The 16,766-nt window shown below is 61.9% G+C and carries 16 protein-coding genes; 9 read left to right on the top strand and 7 right to left on the bottom strand.

What is annotated here, in order from left to right; all coding sequences use genetic code 11:
* Nucleotides 1-9: 9 nt before the first annotated feature.
* The 3 genes from cgtA (at nt 10) to ACVWSC_RS25105 (ending at nt 2,893) form a co-directional block, all read left to right on the top strand.
* A complete protein-coding gene (cgtA, locus tag ACVWSC_RS25115; RefSeq protein WP_442109839.1) occupies nt 10-1,233 on the top strand; it encodes an Obg family GTPase CgtA in 1,224 nt (407 codons plus the stop codon).
* A gap of 75 nt (nt 1,234-1,308) precedes the next feature.
* Complete coding sequence (proB, locus tag ACVWSC_RS25110) at nt 1,309-2,427, top strand: glutamate 5-kinase (protein ID WP_442109837.1); 1,119 nt, start codon at nt 1,309-1,311, stop codon at nt 2,425-2,427.
* A 10-nt stretch (nt 2,428-2,437) separates the two neighbouring features.
* Nucleotides 2,438-2,893 (top strand): CreA family protein, encoded by a 456-nt coding sequence (locus ACVWSC_RS25105; protein WP_442109835.1) that lies wholly within the window; start codon nt 2,438-2,440, stop codon nt 2,891-2,893.
* Between the two features lie 63 nt (nt 2,894-2,956).
* On the opposite strand, the gene mksF is transcribed toward ACVWSC_RS25105, so the two are convergent.
* The 3 genes from mksF to mksB are packed head-to-tail and all read right to left on the bottom strand — an operon-like array spanning nt 2,957 to nt 7,756.
* A complete protein-coding gene (gene mksF / locus ACVWSC_RS25100; protein ID WP_442109833.1) occupies nt 2,957-5,791 on the bottom strand; it encodes an Mks condensin complex protein MksF in 2,835 nt (944 codons plus the stop codon).
* The gene (gene mksE, locus ACVWSC_RS25095; RefSeq protein ID WP_442109831.1) at nt 5,788-6,489 is read right to left on the bottom strand and encodes an Mks condensin complex protein MksE; all 702 of its coding nucleotides are present in this window, start codon (nt 6,487-6,489) and stop codon (nt 5,788-5,790) included. The genes mksF and mksE overlap by 4 nt, the downstream gene beginning before the upstream one ends.
* Complete coding sequence (gene mksB / locus ACVWSC_RS25090; protein WP_442109829.1) at nt 6,479-7,756, bottom strand: Mks condensin complex protein MksB; 1,278 nt, start codon at nt 7,754-7,756, stop codon at nt 6,479-6,481. Before mksB ends, mksE begins: the two co-directional genes overlap by 11 nt.
* A 179-nt stretch (nt 7,757-7,935) precedes the next feature.
* Between mksB and ACVWSC_RS25085 the strand changes: the two genes are divergently transcribed.
* The 3 genes from ACVWSC_RS25085 to can are packed head-to-tail and all read left to right on the top strand — an operon-like array spanning nt 7,936 to nt 9,820.
* Nucleotides 7,936-8,727 (top strand): energy transducer TonB, encoded by a 792-nt coding sequence (locus tag ACVWSC_RS25085; protein ID WP_442109827.1) that lies wholly within the window; start codon nt 7,936-7,938, stop codon nt 8,725-8,727.
* Entirely contained in the window at nt 8,720-9,172 is a 453-nt protein-coding gene (gene rimI / locus ACVWSC_RS25080) for a ribosomal protein S18-alanine N-acetyltransferase (protein ID WP_133215307.1), read from the top strand. Before ACVWSC_RS25085 ends, rimI begins: the two co-directional genes overlap by 8 nt.
* Nucleotides 9,173-9,184: 12 nt before the next feature.
* Nucleotides 9,185-9,820 carry a carbonate dehydratase gene (gene can, locus ACVWSC_RS25075; RefSeq protein WP_442109825.1) on the top strand — a complete coding sequence of 212 codons (636 nt, stop codon included), beginning with the start codon at nt 9,185-9,187 and terminating at the stop codon, nt 9,818-9,820.
* Between the two features lie 88 nt (nt 9,821-9,908).
* Here the strand turns inward: can and ACVWSC_RS25070 are convergent, their stop codons facing one another.
* A complete protein-coding gene (locus ACVWSC_RS25070; RefSeq protein WP_442109823.1) occupies nt 9,909-11,048 on the bottom strand; it encodes a hypothetical protein in 1,140 nt (379 codons plus the stop codon).
* An 80-nt stretch (nt 11,049-11,128) separates the two neighbouring features.
* Between ACVWSC_RS25070 and ACVWSC_RS25065 the strand changes: the two genes are divergently transcribed.
* On the top strand, nt 11,129-11,752 hold the full coding sequence (locus ACVWSC_RS25065) for a D-Ala-D-Ala carboxypeptidase family metallohydrolase (RefSeq protein ID WP_476461714.1): 624 nt from the start codon (nt 11,129-11,131) through the stop codon (nt 11,750-11,752).
* Here ACVWSC_RS25065 and ACVWSC_RS25060 read toward each other — a convergent pair.
* On the bottom strand, nt 11,740-12,618 hold the full coding sequence (locus tag ACVWSC_RS25060) for a LysR substrate-binding domain-containing protein (protein ID WP_442109819.1): 879 nt from the start codon (nt 12,616-12,618) through the stop codon (nt 11,740-11,742). The two genes, ACVWSC_RS25065 and ACVWSC_RS25060, sit on opposite strands and share 13 nt — an antisense overlap.
* A 169-nt stretch (nt 12,619-12,787) precedes the next feature.
* On the opposite strand from ACVWSC_RS25060, the gene ACVWSC_RS25055 reads away from it, so the two are divergent.
* Complete coding sequence (locus ACVWSC_RS25055) at nt 12,788-13,405, top strand: LysE family translocator (protein ID WP_442109817.1); 618 nt, start codon at nt 12,788-12,790, stop codon at nt 13,403-13,405.
* A 1-nt stretch (nt 13,406) separates the two neighbouring features.
* On the top strand, nt 13,407-14,360 hold the full coding sequence (locus ACVWSC_RS25050) for a FecR family protein (protein ID WP_442109815.1): 954 nt from the start codon (nt 13,407-13,409) through the stop codon (nt 14,358-14,360).
* A gap of 48 nt (nt 14,361-14,408) precedes the next feature.
* Here ACVWSC_RS25050 and ACVWSC_RS25045 read toward each other — a convergent pair whose 3' ends face one another.
* The gene (locus ACVWSC_RS25045) at nt 14,409-15,908 is read right to left on the bottom strand and encodes a surface lipoprotein assembly modifier (protein ID WP_442109813.1); all 1,500 of its coding nucleotides are present in this window, start codon (nt 15,906-15,908) and stop codon (nt 14,409-14,411) included.
* Nucleotides 15,909-16,002: 94 nt separating this feature from the next.
* Nucleotides 16,003-16,764, bottom strand: coding sequence for a Slam-dependent surface lipoprotein (locus tag ACVWSC_RS25040; RefSeq protein WP_442109811.1), 762 nt, complete (start codon nt 16,762-16,764; stop codon nt 16,003-16,005).
* Between the last annotated feature and the right edge of the window lie 2 nt (nt 16,765-16,766).

Below are 16,766 nucleotides of genomic sequence, written 5' to 3'. Positions count from 1 at the left end.
GCGATTTTTATGAAGTTTGTTGATGAAGTATCGATCCGGGTAAAAGCCGGTGATGGCGGTAACGGTTGCATGAGCTTCCGCCGCGAAAAATTCATTGAGAACGGCGGTCCCAACGGCGGTGACGGTGGCGATGGCGGCTCGGTGTTCATGGTTGCCGACGAAAACCTCAATACCCTGGTCGACTACCGTTACACCCGTCATTTCGAAGCCCAGCGCGGCTCCAATGGCGGCAGCACCGACTGCACCGGCAAGAAGGGCGACGACCTGATCCTGCGCGTGCCGGTCGGCACCACGGTGATCGACGCCGCTACTCAGGAAGTCATCGGTGACCTGGTCAAGCCAGGTCAGAAGCTGATGGTGGTGCAGGGCGGCTGGCACGGCCTGGGCAACACCCGCTTCAAATCCAGTACCAACCGTGCGCCACGCCAGACCACACCGGGTAAACCGGGTGAGCAGCGTGACCTGAAACTGGAAATGAAAGTGCTGGCCGACGTTGGTCTGCTGGGCTTGCCGAACGCTGGCAAGAGTACCTTCATCCGTTCGGTATCGGCCGCCAAGCCGAAAGTCGCCGACTACCCGTTCACCACCCTGGTGCCGAACCTGGGTGTGGTCAGTGTCGACCGTTGGAAAAGCTTCGTCATCGCCGACATTCCTGGCCTGATCGAAGGTGCCTCCGACGGTGCTGGCCTGGGTATCCGTTTCCTCAAGCACCTGGCGCGTACGCGCCTGTTGCTGCACCTCGTCGACCTGGCGCCGCTGGACGAAAGCAACAGCGCCGATGCCGCCGAAGTGATCGTCAACGAGCTGACCCGCTTCAGCCCGTCGCTGGCCGAGCGTGATCGCTGGCTGGTGCTGAACAAGTGCGACATGCTGATGGACGACGAGCGTGATGAGCGCGTCAAGGAAGTGGTCGAGCGTCTGCAGTGGGAAGGCCCGGTCTATGTGATCTCGGCGATCTCCAAGCAGGGCACCGAGCAGCTTAGCCGCGACATCATGCGTTACCTCGAAGACCGCGCCGACCGCCTGGCCAACGATCCGGCCTACGCCGAAGAGCTGGCTGATCTCGATCAGCGCATCGAAGACGAAGCCCGTGCCCAGCTGCAAGCACTGGACGATGCCCGTGCGCTGCGCCGTAGCGGCGTGAAGAGCGTGCACGACATCGGCGACGACGATGACGATGATTGGGATGACGACGACGAAGACGGTCCGGAAATCATTTACGTGCGCGACTGACGCGTTGCAGTACACTAAACGCCGCTCTCTGGAGCGGCGTTTTAGTATCTAAAGATCTATATAGGTTGGAAGAAGATGCGGAGCAAGGTGACGGGTGCGCAGCGCTGGGTCGTGAAAATCGGCAGTGCCCTGCTGACAGCAGATGGCAAGGGCCTGGATCGCGCGGCCATGGGTGTCTGGGTCGAGCAGATGGTGGCGTTGCATGAGGCAGGTGTTGAACTGGTACTGGTATCGTCCGGGGCGGTTGCCGCCGGGATGAGCCGCTTGGGTTGGGCCAAGCGACCGGCAGCGATGAACGAGTTGCAGGCTGCCGCCTCGATCGGTCAGATGGTGCTGGTGCAGGCCTGGGAGTCGAGCTTTGCCGAGCATGACCGGCACACCGCGCAGATTCTTCTGACCCACGACGACCTCTCCGACCGCAAGCGTTACCTCAACGCCCGCAGCACCCTGCGCACCCTGGTTGACCTGGGTGTGGTGCCGGTGATCAACGAAAACGACACGGTGGTCACCGACGAAATCCGTTTCGGCGACAACGACACGCTGGCAGCGCTGGTGGCCAACCTGGTCGAAGCCGACCTGTTGGTGATTCTCACCGACCGCGACGGCATGTTCGATGCCGATCCGCGTAACAACCCTGATGCACAACTGATCTACGAAGCCCGTGCTGACGATCCAAGCCTGGATGCGGTGGCCGGTGGCACCGGCGGCGCACTGGGTCGTGGCGGCATGCAGACCAAGCTGCGGGCTGCGCGTCTGGCAGCACGCTCCGGTGCCCACACCATCATCGTTGGCGGGCGCCTGGAGCGCGTGCTGGATCGCCTCAAGGCTGGTGAGCGCCTGGGCACTTTGCTGTCGCCTGAGCGCGGTATGCTCGCGGCTCGCAAGCAATGGCTGGCTGGTCACCTGCAGACCCGCGGCACCCTGGTGCTCGATGATGGCGCGGTGAAAGCGCTGCGTACCGACCACAAGAGCCTGTTGCCGGTTGGCGTCAAGACCGTGCAGGGCAGCTTCCGCCGTGGCGAAATGGTCGTCTGTGTCGGGCCTGATGGCCTTGAAGTTGCCCGCGGTCTGGCCAACTACAGTGCCCTGGAAGCACAGAAAATCATCGGGCAGTCGTCTGAAGCGATCGAAGGCCTGCTGGGCTACATCGCCGAGCCCGAGTTGGTACATCGCGACAACCTGATTCTGGTCTGAGGAAACAACCGTGCTCAAAGGGATAGTGGCAGCCGCGCTGCTGGCAGTGCCGGTACTGGCAGCGGCCGAGGAAATCGGCCAGGTGTCGACCGTGTTCAAGTTTGTCGGGCCGAACGACCGTATCGTCGTTGAAGCCTTCGACGACCCTAAGGTGGAAGGCGTGACCTGCTACCTGTCGCGGGCCAAGACCGGTGGCGTCAAGGGTGGCCTGGGCCTGGCGGAAGACCGCGCTGAAGCCTCGATCGCCTGCCGCCAGGTGGGGCCGATCAACTTCAAGGGGCAGCTCAAGGATGGCGAGGAAGTGTTCAAAGAGCGCACTTCGCTGGTGTTCAAGACCATGCAGGTAGTGCGCTTCCTCGATAAGAAGCGCAACACCCTGGTTTACCTGGTGTACTCGGATCGGCTGATCGAAGGCAGCCCGCAGAATGCGGTGACGGCGATTCCGATTTTGCCCTGGGCCAAGTGATACATCGCGGGGCAAGCCCGCTCCCACTGGTCTGGTGGGAGCGGGCTTGCCCCGCGATCAGCTTCACACCGAAGCTTCTTCCTCTTCTTCTTTACGCACCACCGCCTTCTCCACATCGCGACGGCTGATGTACTTCCAGTCGGCCTCGTCGATGTAGATCCCGTTCGGCCCGCTACCCCCTTCCAGGTCGATGGCAACGTGCGCCGAGACCTGCGGTTTAACACTGGCCAGAATCGGCACGAAGCCCAGCTGCAAGCTGGTTTCCAGCAGTGCTGCCTGGTTGCGTTCGTCGATGTCGGCGGCTTCGTCGAGGTAGTACGGCAGGCGTACACGGCCCGCCAGGTCGCGGTCCATCAGGTGCAGCAACAAGTACATGTTGGTCAGCGCCTTGATGGTCATGGTGGTGCCGTTGGAGGCCGCACCGTCGATGTCGGTGTGGATCACCGGCTGACCACCAACCTTGGTGATCTCGAAGGCCAATTCGAACAAGTCTTTCAGACCCAACTGGTTGTGGTTGGCCGCCACCAGCCGTGCCAGGTACTCCTTGGCCTCTTCGTTCTTGTTGTCCTGTTCGGCGCTGGCGTTGAGGTCGAACACCGACAGGGTTTCACCTTCTTCGTACTGACCAGCACTGTGGATGATCTGGTCGATGTGCTTGAGGGCTTCTTTGTTCGGCGCCAGCACAATGCGGAAGCTCTCCAGGTTGGAGACCTGACGCTTGTTGATTTCGCGGTTGAACAGGGCCAGCTGGTGCTCGAGGCTGTCGTAGTCGCTGCGGATGTTGCGCAGGGTCCGGGCGATGTCGGTAACGGCTGCACGGCGCGCCTTGCCCAGGGTCAGGGCTTCTTCGGTGCGGTGCGAGTAGGCGTTGATCAGCAACTGCAGGCGACGTTCCATATCGTCTTCGCTGTCGAACTTGGCCACGCCCTTGAGGCGTACCTGAGCGTACAGCGCTTCGATCTGGCCATCGACCCGCAGCAGGCCTTGCCAGCTGTCCTGGTAGTCGTTGAGCAGCGGCAGCAGGTTGTCCATGGTGTCGTCGACCGGTTCCATGAACGGCGTACCGAACGGCAGGTCGGCAGGCAACAACTGACGGCGGCGCAAGGCGTCGTCGAGGGTGCGTTGCTTGGCTTCCATGTCGGCAATCTGGCGGCCGACCAGTTGCAGCTTGGCCGACAGTTGCTGGACGCGCTCGGTAAAGGCATCGCTGGAGCGCTTGAGTTCGTCCTGGGCGGCTTCCATCTGCGCCAGTTGTTCAAGCTTGTCGCCTTCTTCGGCGGCCAGGGTCTGGCTGCGGCGGAAGTCTTCCAGCGCCTTCTGGGCATCCAGCACTTGCTGATACAAGGCTTCGGTCTGGGTCTTGCTGGCGGCGCGGTCGGCGGCCACAGCCTGCTGGGTTTTCAGCTGCTTGAGCTCTTTCTCCAGACGTTCCTTCTGGTCGCGCAGGGCGGCACGGTCGGCCAGGGCCTGCAGCGCTGGCGGCTCGATGTGCGACAGGTCAATCGACAGGCCCGGGGCTTCGAAACGCTCGCCTTTGAAACCGTCGAGCACCGCCTCCAGGGATTTGACCCAGACGTCGCTGTCGTCCAGCTCGATGCCGCGCTCGCCCAGCGGCAAGCTGAACAGGGCGCCGTTGAACAGGCGCATCAGGCGCTCGACATCTTGCTGGGAGAACTCTTCGCGCAGGCGTGCGTAGCTGTTGTTGTCGGCGTGGTCGAGTTGCTGTTTCACCGACTTCAGGCGTTTTTCCAGGTCGCGCAGACGCTCTTCGAGGTCTTCGGCACTGAACTGACGCGATTGCGCCAGCGCACCGGCCAGCTCGTCGTGGGCGTCTTTGGCGGCCAGCAGTTGCTGTTCTAGCACTTTGACGTCATCGACCAGGGCAAAGCGGTGCTTGAGTACTGACAGCTCGCCGAGCCAGCGCTGTACGCCGGTGATTTCACGCTCCAGACGCATCAGCTCCTGGGTGCCGCCGCGCTGGTCGTTCTGCAGGCTGTCCTGCTCGTTCTTATAGTGCTCGGCCTGGATCACCAGCTCTTCTTTGCGGGCGCTGGCGTAGTCTTGCCAGGTGCCGAGCAGCGAGTCGAGCAGCGGTGACAGACGATGCAGCTTGCCGCGCAGGATGTCGCGCTGGACCACGCCGTTGGCCAGGGCCTCGACCAGCGGGCCGGCAGCTACCAGCGAGTTGTAGTCCTGCTCCATGCGACGGACATCGCGGAACGCCTCTTCACAGGCAGCGATGTAGTCGACGCTGCCCGAACGCAGGCTGTGCTCGAAGGCATCGAGGAACAGCTGCTTGAGCTTGGCGGCGGTAATTTCGCGCATGTGCAGCAGGTTGATGAATAGCGCGCGGAAGGTCTTCAGGCTTTGCTCGCTGGTGGAGCGCAGCGGGATCAGAGTGAGGTCCAGCGGCACCGTCGTGTGGCCGCCGACCAGCAGACGGCGCAGTTCGTCGGGCTTGAGCTCGTAGGCTTTCAGGCCGTTGCGCTCAAGGTTGCTGAACAGCTCTTTCTGGCGCAGGCAGGTGTCGTTCTTCTGGTAATGCGCCAGGTCCAGTTCACCGGCATAGGCGAAGAACTGGTGACCGAAGCCGCCACCCGGGCCGCGACCGACCACGCCGATCACATGGGGGCCGTGGGGCAGGTTGACTTCGCAGAGGATGTAGCTGGTGTCGCTGGCGAAGTAGAAACGCCGCGACTGCTCCAGGCTGTATTTGCCGAAACTCATGTCGGACATGCGCGCCAGGATCGGGAACTGCAGGGCGTTGATCGAGGCACTCTTGCCCAGGTTGTTGGCACCGTAGACCGACAGCGGGTGTTCCAGGGGGAACAGGCCAAGGCTGTAGCCGGCGGTGTTGAGCAGTGCGAAGCGGCGAATGCCGTAGCGTTCCTGGCTCATGCGTCAATCTCCTGTTGCTCTTCGGCGATGGCGCGGGCCAAGGCGTCTTCTTCGCTTTCTTCAAACGGGCTGAGGTCGAGCGGGTCGTCGGTACGGTTCAGCTCTTCCGGGCTTTCTTCTTCGACCAGCACCGGCGTTGGCAACGGCAAGTTGCTGTGCAGGCTGGCGGCCAGGTCGCGGTCTTGCTGGACCGACAGGCACACGTCGAGGAAGCGGTGCATCGGTGGCAGGAAGCGGTAGATACCGTTTTCTTCGTGGGCAAAGCCGAGCTGGGTCATGCGGCGCATGATCTTTTCTTCCAGCTCGTCCGGGGTTTGCACTTCGGCCTGGATGAACAGGTCGCGGTACTTCTCCAGCATCGACGGCAGCTCATCGCGGCCAAGGCTGCCGCCATCGAGCACCGACATCGGGTCGCGGCCCTGGTCGGCCAGGTGCTCAACCAGAATGAAGGTGAACAACGACAGGCGCTGGGCGGTCTTGTTGACCTGCGCGGCGGCCTGGTCGGGAACGAAGTAATAGAAACCACGGGTGTCGCAGACCAGTTCAAAACCCAGGGCCTTGAACAGGCCACGGTACTGGTCCTGGAAATTCGACAGTTGGGCGTACAGCTCCGGGTCGCGGCGGCTGATGTGAAAGCCCTTGAACAGCTCGCGGAAGATCGGTGCGAGCTGGGACAGTTCGGAAAGATCAAGATGCATGGGCAGGGCTCGCAGTAGGCTCAGGCGATGGTTCGCGGCTCGATGTCAGGGCGAAGGAGCGCAGGCTGACCAGGTGTTCGCGGGTGGTGTATTCGCGGCGTTCAAGGCGCTCGCGGGTAAAGCGTTTTTCCCGCGACAGGCGCGAGAACCAGTACAGCAGTTCATCGGTGGCGCCTTCAGGCTCTTGCTCCAGCAGCCAGACCATCAGGTCGGGCAGTGGCAGGGCGTCTTCGCAGCGTTCGAGCATTTCCTTGACCGTACGCGGTGCGCGCGGCGCCTCGCCTTTGTGGCTCTTGTGCGCTTTGGGGAAGCGCGCAGGTTTCGGTTCGAAGCGGGCCAGGGCGTAGACATAGGCCTCGACCTGGCTGGCGCTGCCGAGGAAAGTGCTCTGCGGCCGGGTGAACATCGGCATGGCAGCCTGCGGCACGGCGTCCAGGCCTTTGCGGCGGATCACCGACAGGGCCAGGGCGGCGCCACGGGTCACGGCGTTGTGGCGGCGGGCTTCTTCGCGCAGCGGCAGCAGCAGTTCGCGGGCATGGCGCAAGGTCAGCTGGGCGCTGGTCTGCATTTCCAGGATGCGCGCGTGGGTGCGCAGCAGCATGTCGTCATCGACCAGGTGGCCCAGGCGCGCCTGTTCACCGAGCAGGCGCAGCAGCACGGTTTCGACCTTGCGCACGCCCTGTTCGAAGGCGCCGTCGGCGTTCACCAGCTGGATCATTGGTTCGACGTATTCATCCCAGGTCGCGAGCACCTCGGCATACCGCTGGCGCAGCGGGATCTGGCGATCGCTGGTCTTGGCCCGTTCGGCCACGGCAACCAGGGCCTGTTCGTCGTTGTCGAGTTTTTTCAGAACGTCGCGAACGCGCATGTCGAGCAGGCGCAGCTGACGCGCCAGGTCGTTGCCGTCACGAATCTCGAAGGCGTCCTGAATGTGCCCGGCCAGACGCTCCAGGTGACGCAGGTAGGCCTCGATCTCCAGGCACAGGCCCAGGCGGTGTTCGCGGCGCAGGTAGGCGAGGAAGTCGTGGATCTGCGCATTGAGCTCGAAGCGGTTGGGGCTTTTCGCCACCGGCACGAGAATATCCAGGCGGATCCACACATCGAGCAGGCTGGTGATGTCCTGGGGCGTGCTCTCCAACTGCTGGTTGGCCAGTTGCTGGCGCAGTTCGCCGAGGCTCAGGGTGCCCCCGTCGAAGCGCTCGCACAGGGGCTCGAGCAAGGCCCAGTGTTCGGCTAGGGCGCGCAGGACGCGCTTGGGTTCGATCATTGGCGGTTCGACTCGTTGCCAAATAAAAGCGCCGATTGTACTGCATCAGGCGCCTGTCGATTCACCCCCTGATCGCTCGAAGCTGCTGTTGGGCGGTTTTCTGCCGATCAACAGCGGCGCCCGGCGGCGAACAACGTTAGAATACTGGCCCTGACTTATCCACAGATGGCCGATCCTTCTTGTTAATCGAGTCCCGCCGCCGCGCTTACCTCAACGCCATGCAAGTGGTGCACTGGCTGCCGCGTACCGAGCTGCCGTTCGCCGCCCCTTCGCGCCCAGAGCTGTTGCAGCCACTGGTGCCTGAGGCGCTGCCCGAGTTCGACGCGCCGTCGGCGGCGCCTGCGCCGGTGTTGGTCAATGCGCCGCAGGCGCGCAGTGGCGAGCGACCGAAGATCGAGATTCCGCGCCCTGGCAATTCGCCCAAGGCTGCCAGCAAGCCAGTGGAGTCGGCTGAACCAGTTGCAGAGGTCTTCAAGCCCAAGCCACTGCCGCCACCGCGCTTTGCCCTGCAATTGTTGCGAGCTGGCAGCTGCCTGCTGTTGGTAGAGCTGGCGACTGGCGAGCCGTTCCAGAGCCGCGATCCCTCCTACCTGTTGCTCAAAGACATGCTACGTGCCGCCGGCTTGCCCGACAGCCCGCAGATCATTGGCGAGCCGGTGCGTTGGCCGTTGCTGGTGCGTGGCAATCTTGACCAGGGGCCACAAGCGGCCACCGATTTTGTCCAGGGCTTTATTCAGGCCCGGCTGGAAGAAACGCCGAGTGTTTGCATTTGGCTGATCGGATTGCCTGCCGTGCGTTACGCCGGTGAGGCAGACGCCGAGGCCTATTACCGCGAGCTGCCGGTTCAAGGCCTGGGCACTGCCTGGGCCTTGCCGGGGCTTGAGTTGTTGATGGACGAGCCGCAACGCAAAGCGGACGTCTGGCAAGCCATGCGCCGGCTGATGGCGCGCTGGAAACCAAGTGATGAGTGACACAATCAGCTTCCGCCGGATGACCGAGGCGGATCTGGATGCCGTACTGAAAATCGAATACGCCGCCTTCAGCCACCCCTGGACCCGGGGGATTTTTCTCGACGGGCTAAAGTCCTATGAAATCTGGTTGATGTTCGAAGGCGAGCAACAGGTGGGGCACGGCGTGATCAACGTGATCATCGACGAAGCGCACCTGCTCAACATTACCGTCAAGCCGGAAAGCCAGGGTCGTGGCCTGGGTTTGCGTCTGCTGGAAGAGCTGATGAAGCGCGCCTACGAGCTGAACGGTCGTGAGTGCTTCCTTGAAGTGCGTGCCAGCAACCAGTCGGCCTACCGCTTGTATGAGCGCTACGGCTTCAACGAAATCGGCCGCCGCCGCGACTACTACCCGGTCGCTGGAGGGCGCGAAGATGCCCTGGTGATGGCCTGTACCCTGATTGAGTGAGAAGAGGCGAGCATGCACGATCTACAAGAGCTGATTGATAACAACGCGCGTTGGGCCGATGCGATCAAACAGAAAGATCCGGATTTCTTCGCCAAGCTCGCTCGGCAGCAAACGCCTGAATTCCTCTGGATTGGTTGTTCCGATGCGCGGGTGCCGGCCAACGAGATCGTCGGCATGCTGCCGGGTGATCTGTTCGTGCACCGCAATGTCGCCAACGTGGTGCTGCACACCGACCTGAACTGCCTGTCGGTGATTCAGTACGCGGTGGATGTGCTCAAGGTCAAACATATCCTGGTCACCGGCCACTACGGCTGTGGCGGCGTGCGTGCGGCCATGCAAGATCGACAGCTGGGTTTGATCGACGGCTGGCTGCGCTCGATTCGCGACCTGTACTACGAGAAACGCAACGAGCTGGCGGCGCTGGAAGGCGAAGCCAAGGTGGACCGCCTGTGTGAGCTCAACGTCATTCAGCAGGTGGCCAACGTCGGCCATACCAGCATTGTGCAGAACGCCTGGCACCGTGGGCAGAGCTTGTCGATCCATGGCTGCATCTATGGCATCAAGGATGGTCGCTGGAAGAGCCTGAACACCACCATCAGTGGCCCTGAGCAGTTGCCGCCGCAGTACCGGCTGCGCCCACAAGACTGATCACTCTGTCTGTGGGAGCGGGCTTGCCCCGCGATGCAATGTAACTGACACACTGCTATCGCGGGGCAAGCCCGCTCCTACAGAAGAGTCAGGTGTTCTTCAGGTCGCGCAGCATGCGCGTCACTGCACCGGTGTTGCACTTGGCACCAGCCTGTACCGGTGTCATGTCGCGAATGCTGCGAAAGAACAGCTCGCAGGTCTGCTTCTTCGCCGTCACCTGCCATTTCTGTGTGCAGGCCCCCAAGGTGGCCTGGGCATCCGCCAGCGGATTTCGCCCCATGCCCGCCTGCCAGCAGGCTGCACTCAAATCCTGGCCCATCATTTTCAAGCCCGCTTTGTCGGCCTGGTCTTGATCACCATCGTGGTTTTTCTTGTCTGCGGCATACCAGATCGCACTGGGGTGGTTGGCGCCCAATACGGCCACGCGTTGTCCGGTTTGCGGCTGGATGCTGACCAGCCCCAGCACACCCAGTTCAGGCCCATATTGTTGCTCGATCCAGCTACGCACCGGCGCACCAAACGCGACCATCGGCAGCGAGGCGCCACTGCCCGTATGGGTGAGTTCCCGGACCATGCGCACCTGGTAGTCCGTGAAGTAGCCATACACCCCTTCAAGCGCTTTACCGGCGCTGGCGGGGGCGGCGATTGGGGCGATGTCGATGATGGTCTGGTAAGCCGGCGTCTGCTCGCTGGGGATGCCGTTGTGGGTCAGCAGCGTGGCCCAGCGGTCGGTGGTGTTGGAGCGCAGGTAGTCCTGGGCCTGGGTCAATGAGTAGTCCGGCGGAAAGTGCAGCAGTTCAATGCTGCGGCGGTTTTCCAGGGCCATGCCCAGCGGCAGGAACAGGCTCCAGTTATAGGCCCACTTACCTTCGCTGTTCAGTTGACGGGCACCCTGATAGGCCAGTTCACCTGTGTCGAGCAAGGCTGCCAGTGGCTTGCTGTAATCACTGGGCACGCCTTGGATCTCTGCGTACAGGTGATGATTGTCGCGGCTGACGCGAACGTTAGCGGCGGGGTAGCCATCACGTTGCACGCTTTGGCTCAGGTAATGCTCAACAGTTTTTTCCAGCGTCCAGTCACGGAAGCAGATCACGTTGCAGTTGTTGGGGTAGGCGAACAGCCGCGCCACGCGTGCCTCGTCACCCAGATTGATTTGGCTATCGGCCAAGGCGGTAGCGCTGCCGAGCAGAGCGCTCAGTCCGAGTGCCAGTCGTGCGGTGGTGTACATGCTTAACTCCTTGTCATGACCTCCTCGCGACGGGAGGGTTGCCATACATAAGACGTTTTCCGCGTACAGGGAAGGAGAGAATGCTGATGGCCGTGTGGCGCAAGGCGGGTATTCACGCGGGTGTTCTGTTGGCGCTGTTCAGCAGTGTCCAGGCGCAGGGCGATGAACGAGATCTGTACATGTTCGCCCACTGGGCTGGCGACCATGAAACACGCGGGTTCCGGGAGATGCTGGTGGACGCGCGCCTGTACGGGGTGGTGCCGATTTCGCAGTTGCTGCGCTCGGCCAGTGACTGGCGCTTGTGCTCGGCACAACCCTTTGCCGTGGCGCCCGCTGCGCAGTGGCCAGCCGTACGCTCGACCCTGCAATTGCTCAAGACGCTGACCGAGAAAGGCATATTGCCGCGCTACGAAGTGGTATCGGCGTACCGCGACCCACGGCTGAATCGCTGCGCCGGTGGCGCGCTGGGCAGTGCCCATACCCAGTCATTTGCAGTTGATCTGCTGCTGCCGTCCTGGGCCGATCCCAACCCGCTGTGCACGTTCTGGCAAACCCAGGGTAAGGCCTGGAACATGGGCCTGGGGCGATACCCGTCAGGGCGCATTCATATCGATACGGCAGGTTTTCGCACCTGGGGCGGGGATTTCACTGCTGGTTCTTCGTTTTGTGCCTTGCCGGGGAACGGTTTGACTCACAGCAAATGAGCCAGGCAGGCGCTGGCTTGTTCGCTGACCCACCGGGTAAAGCGCAGGCAGTTGTCATCGCCAGCCATCGCCTGCGGGCACAGCAGGTAATACGCCGATTGATCCTGTAGGAAGCTGCGCGGCGCCTGCAACTGACCGCTGTCGATTTCGTCCTGCACCATCAGAAACGACGCCATGGCCACGCCCAGCCCGGCGACGGCCGCCTGGATGCACAGGTAAAAATGTTCGTAATCGGCGCGACTGCTGCCCTTGTCTGACTCGCCACTGTGGCGCAACCAGGTGTTCCAGGCGCCGGGGCGCGATGCGCTGTGCAGCAGGCGCAGGCCGTCCAGACCTTGGTCGGGGTAGCTCAGTTGCGGGCTGCTCACCGGCCCGACCCATTCGTCACAGATCTTTACCGCATGCAGGTCAGCGTCCCAGCGAAAGTCATCGCGGCGCAAGGCCAGGTCGACGCCGCTGCGGGAAAAGTCGATGGGGCCACCGGCGGCGACCAGGTGCAGGTGGATGTCGGGATGTGCGGCATGGAAGGCCGGTAGGCGAGGGATCAGCCATTTCATTGCGATGGTTGGCTCGCACGACAGCACCAGCACGTTCTCGCGGGCCTGTTGTTGCAGGCGATAGACCGCGCCTTGCAACTGCTCGAACACCGACAGGGTGGTGCCGTGCAGGGCGCGGCCCGCCGGGGTGAGGAAGATCGCCCGGTTGCGCCGCTCGAACAATTCCACGCCCAACGACTCTTCCAGCAGCCGCACCTGGCGGCTCACTGCGCCGTGGGTGACGTTGAGCAGCTCGGCGGCGCGCACGAAGCTTTGGGTCTGGGCGGCGACGTCGAAATAGCGAAAGGCAGAGAGGGCTGGGAGCTTCATATGTGTGAGGAAAACTAGCGGATTTGTCGCACTATAAATCGTTTTTTTTGCTGGGCGAAGGTTTTGATAATAGGGGTATGTGCTGAGGGGTCGCGGGGCAAGCCCGTTCCTACGGGGTGTTGTTGAATCAATGTTCTGTGTGTTTTTTTAGCAGATCGAGGAGCTTTTTGTGAACGAGCTATTTGCCATTGCGCTGTTCACCGTGCTGGCGGTGATCAGCCCGGGTGCCGACTTTGCCATGGTCACCCGCAGCAGCTATGCCTTTGGCCGTCGTGCCGGGTTGTCCGCTGCGTTGGGGATCGCCTTGGGTGTGCAGGTGCATGTGTTGTACACCGTGCTCGGTATTGCCGTGATTATCAGCCAGACCCCGACATTGTTTCTGGCGATGAAGGTGCTGGGGGCGGGCTACCTGATTTACCTGGGGTACAAGTCGTTCACAAACACCACGCGGATTTCTCTGGAAGGCGATACGCCGCGCAGTCAGCTCGGTGAACTGGCAGCGTTTCGCTCGGGCTTTCTGACCAACGCACTCAATCCCAAGACCATGCTCTTTGTGGTCAGTGCCTACACTCAGGTAGTACAGCCGGGGAGTGCGTTGGCGACCAGTCTTGGCTACGGTCTGTTCATGTCGGCGGCCCATTGGCTGTGGTTCAGCCTGGTCGCGCTGTTCTTTTCTTCGTCATCTTTACGCCGGATCATGCTGGACAGGCAGTTGCTGGTCGATCGGCTAATTGGTGTCGCTTTAATGGGGCTAGGGCTGGCGGTGGTAGTGGCCAACGTGCGTTGATATGAACAAGTCTCCTTCTGCTCGCGTGCTGCAAGAAGCTGCCGAATGGCTGGTGCGTCTGGACGGCAACGTCGATGCGGCCGAGCGTAATGCCTTTCGCGACTGGCTCGATGCCGATCCTGAGCATTTGCAGGCTATCGAGCGGTTGCAAGGCAGCCTGGCGGCGCTGGGTGACTTGCCGCGTGAGTCCGCACGGCTGGCGCTGGAGAGCATTGCCCGGCGACGAACGCGTCGTCAGCCGCTCAAGGCGTTGGCGTTGGCTGCCCTGTTGTTGCTGGCGGTGGGGGTCGCCTTGCAGCAGTTTCCGCCGTCGTACCTGTTGGCCGATATTCGCACCAATACCGCTCAGTGGAGCATGCAGCAACTGCCCGATGGCAGCCGTATCAGCCTTGATGGCAGTTCGGCGGTTGATCTGCAGTTCGATGGTCGGCGCCGTACGGTCCGCCTGGTGCGCGGGGAAATTCGGGTGGATGTGGTCAAGGATGAAGCACGGCCTTTTCAAGTGTTGACCGAGCACGGCAGTGTGCGTGCACTGTCTGCCCGCTTTGTGGTCGAGCAACTACCTGACTTCAGTCGGGTGGCGATGATCGAGTCGGCTGCCGAGGTCGACAGTGCCGATAAACGTGTGGCCGTTCAGGCCGGGCAGGAACTGCGCTTTGACAGCGCTGGGCCAGGAGCACTGCAGCGCATCGATGCGGCGGCGATCGATGAGGCGTGGGAGCTGCATCAGTTGCGGGTGCGTGACCAATCCCTGGACGTGGTGCTTGAGCGGCTGGCGCGCAATCACCCGGGTTACCTGGTGTTCGATGCCAAGGCGCTGCAGCTGATGCGGGTAACGGCTGTACTGCCTGCCGATGACAGTCAGCGGGCGTTACGCTTGCTGGCGCGTAGTTTGCCGATCAGGATCGAGCAATATACGCCTTGGGTGACCCGTGTTTCTGTTGAGCAGCCTTGACGGGTGGCTTTTCGCGGGGCAAGCCCGCTCCCACTTGCCCCGCGATCTTCAAAACTGTTTCTCCAGCTTCAAACTGACGCTGTTCCTATCGTAGGAATACAACCAGTCGATATTGCTCTCGACCTTGTTGTACTTGACCGTCAGGCTCGGCACCAGGTCATACACGGCCAGCCGCGGCGCGCGCAGAATGAAGGTGTAGCTTTGCTCGTCTTCATTGCGCCGGTCATCGAGGATGGCGCTGTAGGCGTCGTACTGGCGCGTGCGGTACGAGGCGAACAGCACCGCACTCAAGCCCACCTCGAAGTCCTTGGCGACGCCCAGGCGCAGGCCCTTCTGAAAGTAGGCGGCGGTGCGGTCCTGGGCGTTGCGGTCGCTGAAATCGATGCCGCCGAACAGCGTCCATTGCCGGGGCAGGGCCTGCCACAAGGTGGCGTACACCGAGCTGGTATCGCCATCGAGGTTGCTGTTGATGTCGTGCTTGTAGGCCATGTCTTTGTAGTCGCCTTCAAGCTTGAACATGCGCGTGGCCGACAGCGTGTGCATCCACTCGCCGCGCAGCCCCCAGGCGCTGTACATGGCATTGTCACCAATGGTGTTGAACTCGTATGAGGGCCCCAGCGAGTACTGGTTACGCGCGTCGTGGTAGCTGTAGCCGACGTTGTTGATCAGCGTGCCTTCGTTGTACTTGCTCTCTTTGTCGTAGGCCTGGCCGTACCACAGCGAACGCATGAACACACCGTGATGGCCGCTGATGGCCACGCGTTTGTTCAGCGTGCCTTCGTAATCCACGCCGTGGGCCGACACCGCCTTGGGCAGCGAGCGGGTGATCAGGTAGGGGCCCTGATCAGTCTCCATGCGGTACACCACGGTGCTTTCAGAGGACTGGTTGAGGTTGTCGGCCCAGATTGGGCCGACGGCCAGCGAGCCTTGCCAGTCTTCGCGGTGGTCCAGGGCCTGGAGAAAACTGTCCACGGTTTTGCCCAGGCCCATGGCCTGCGCATCCGAGGGGCTGAGGCTGCTGCTGATCTGTTTGAATGCGGTGGTCGATTCGCGATCTTTGCGGTTCTCGAACAGCACCCGCGCCAGTTCCAGGCGACCGGGGAGAAAGTCCGCTTGCATCGCCAGCAGTTGGCGATAGTAGTCCTCGGCCTGGTCGAGATCACCTGAAGCGCGGGCCAGGGCACCGTTGGCGTAGGCGGTGAGCATCGGGTCGTGGCCGGGCAAGGCGGTGTAGCGCTGGAGGTAGTCCTTGGCGTGCAGCCATTGCTGGCGCTCGATGGACAAGTACACCGCGCGGCCCAGTTCATCGAGGTTGTTGCCAACGCTGTAGCTTTGGCCGTCGATGGTCAGCAGTGGCGCGGCGGTGTCGTTGGGCAGTTCGTCTTTGAGAAACTCGCGCTCTTGCTGGTTGGCGCGGTACTCGATGGATTGGTTCAGGCGCAGGCTGGTGTCCTGATCGGCGGCGAGTGCGGCCTGGGTCGTGAACATCAGCAGGGAAAAGGGCAGAAGGTGGTGCGTGAGTGATCGCTTGCAATAGAACTGGGGCATTACCAGGCTCTCAGAGTCGCTTCAATGCACCAAAAGCAAGTGCCCGACCTGCAGGCACTTGCTCGATGGTGCTACTTCAGGATCAACCCGCTACTTACTTGCGAACGCCACCGAAAGCGGTGTCGTAGTTGCGGTTGGCAAACTTGGCGATACCGGCCACCGAGGCGGTGGCGCCTGCGCCGAAGAAGCTGCCTTGGGTGGTGCCGCTTGACAGAATGGCATTGCTGGTTGGGTTGAGGGCCGAGGCGTTACCACTGAAGCTGGCGTTAGCCGTGTTGATGTTGGCGTTGAGCGCAACTTTCAGGGTGCTGTTGCTCAACGAGCCGGTCAGTGTTGGCGCGGCAGTGCCGAACGATGCAGTCAGCTCACCGGACATCAGGTTACCGCCGGAGTAGTTGTTGATGCCCTGCACGGCGTAGGTCACGCTGGCGGTTGGCAGTACGCGGCCGGTGGTGTCACCAGAGTAATAAACGGTGCGAGTTGGATCGTTGTTGGCGCCGCTCTGCGACCACTCACCGTAGTACACCTGCTGGCTGGCAACCTGTTTGAAGTCGAAGTTGCCCAATGCCGAGTGGGAGGGAGGCATCATGGCTGCGGTGATGGTGGTGACACCATGAGTGTCGGTGGGGACCATGCCTTTCAGGCCGCTGAAGGCAACTTTTGCACCGTTGTGGAAGGCTTTGACGCCAACCGCCGGAACACCGTTGGCACTTGGGTGATTGGGTATGCCTGCGTCTTGGGTGCCGCCAACGACAATTGCAGTATCGTAACTTTGCCCGGAAGAAGTCGCAGCCTGAGCAACGCCAGCCAGACCAAAGAGTGCAACTGCCAGTACGGTGTAGTTGAAAGATTTCATTT

The organism is Pseudomonas sp. NUPR-002, assembly GCF_056322725.1.
This window is presented reverse-complemented; position numbering and strand designations above follow the sequence as displayed.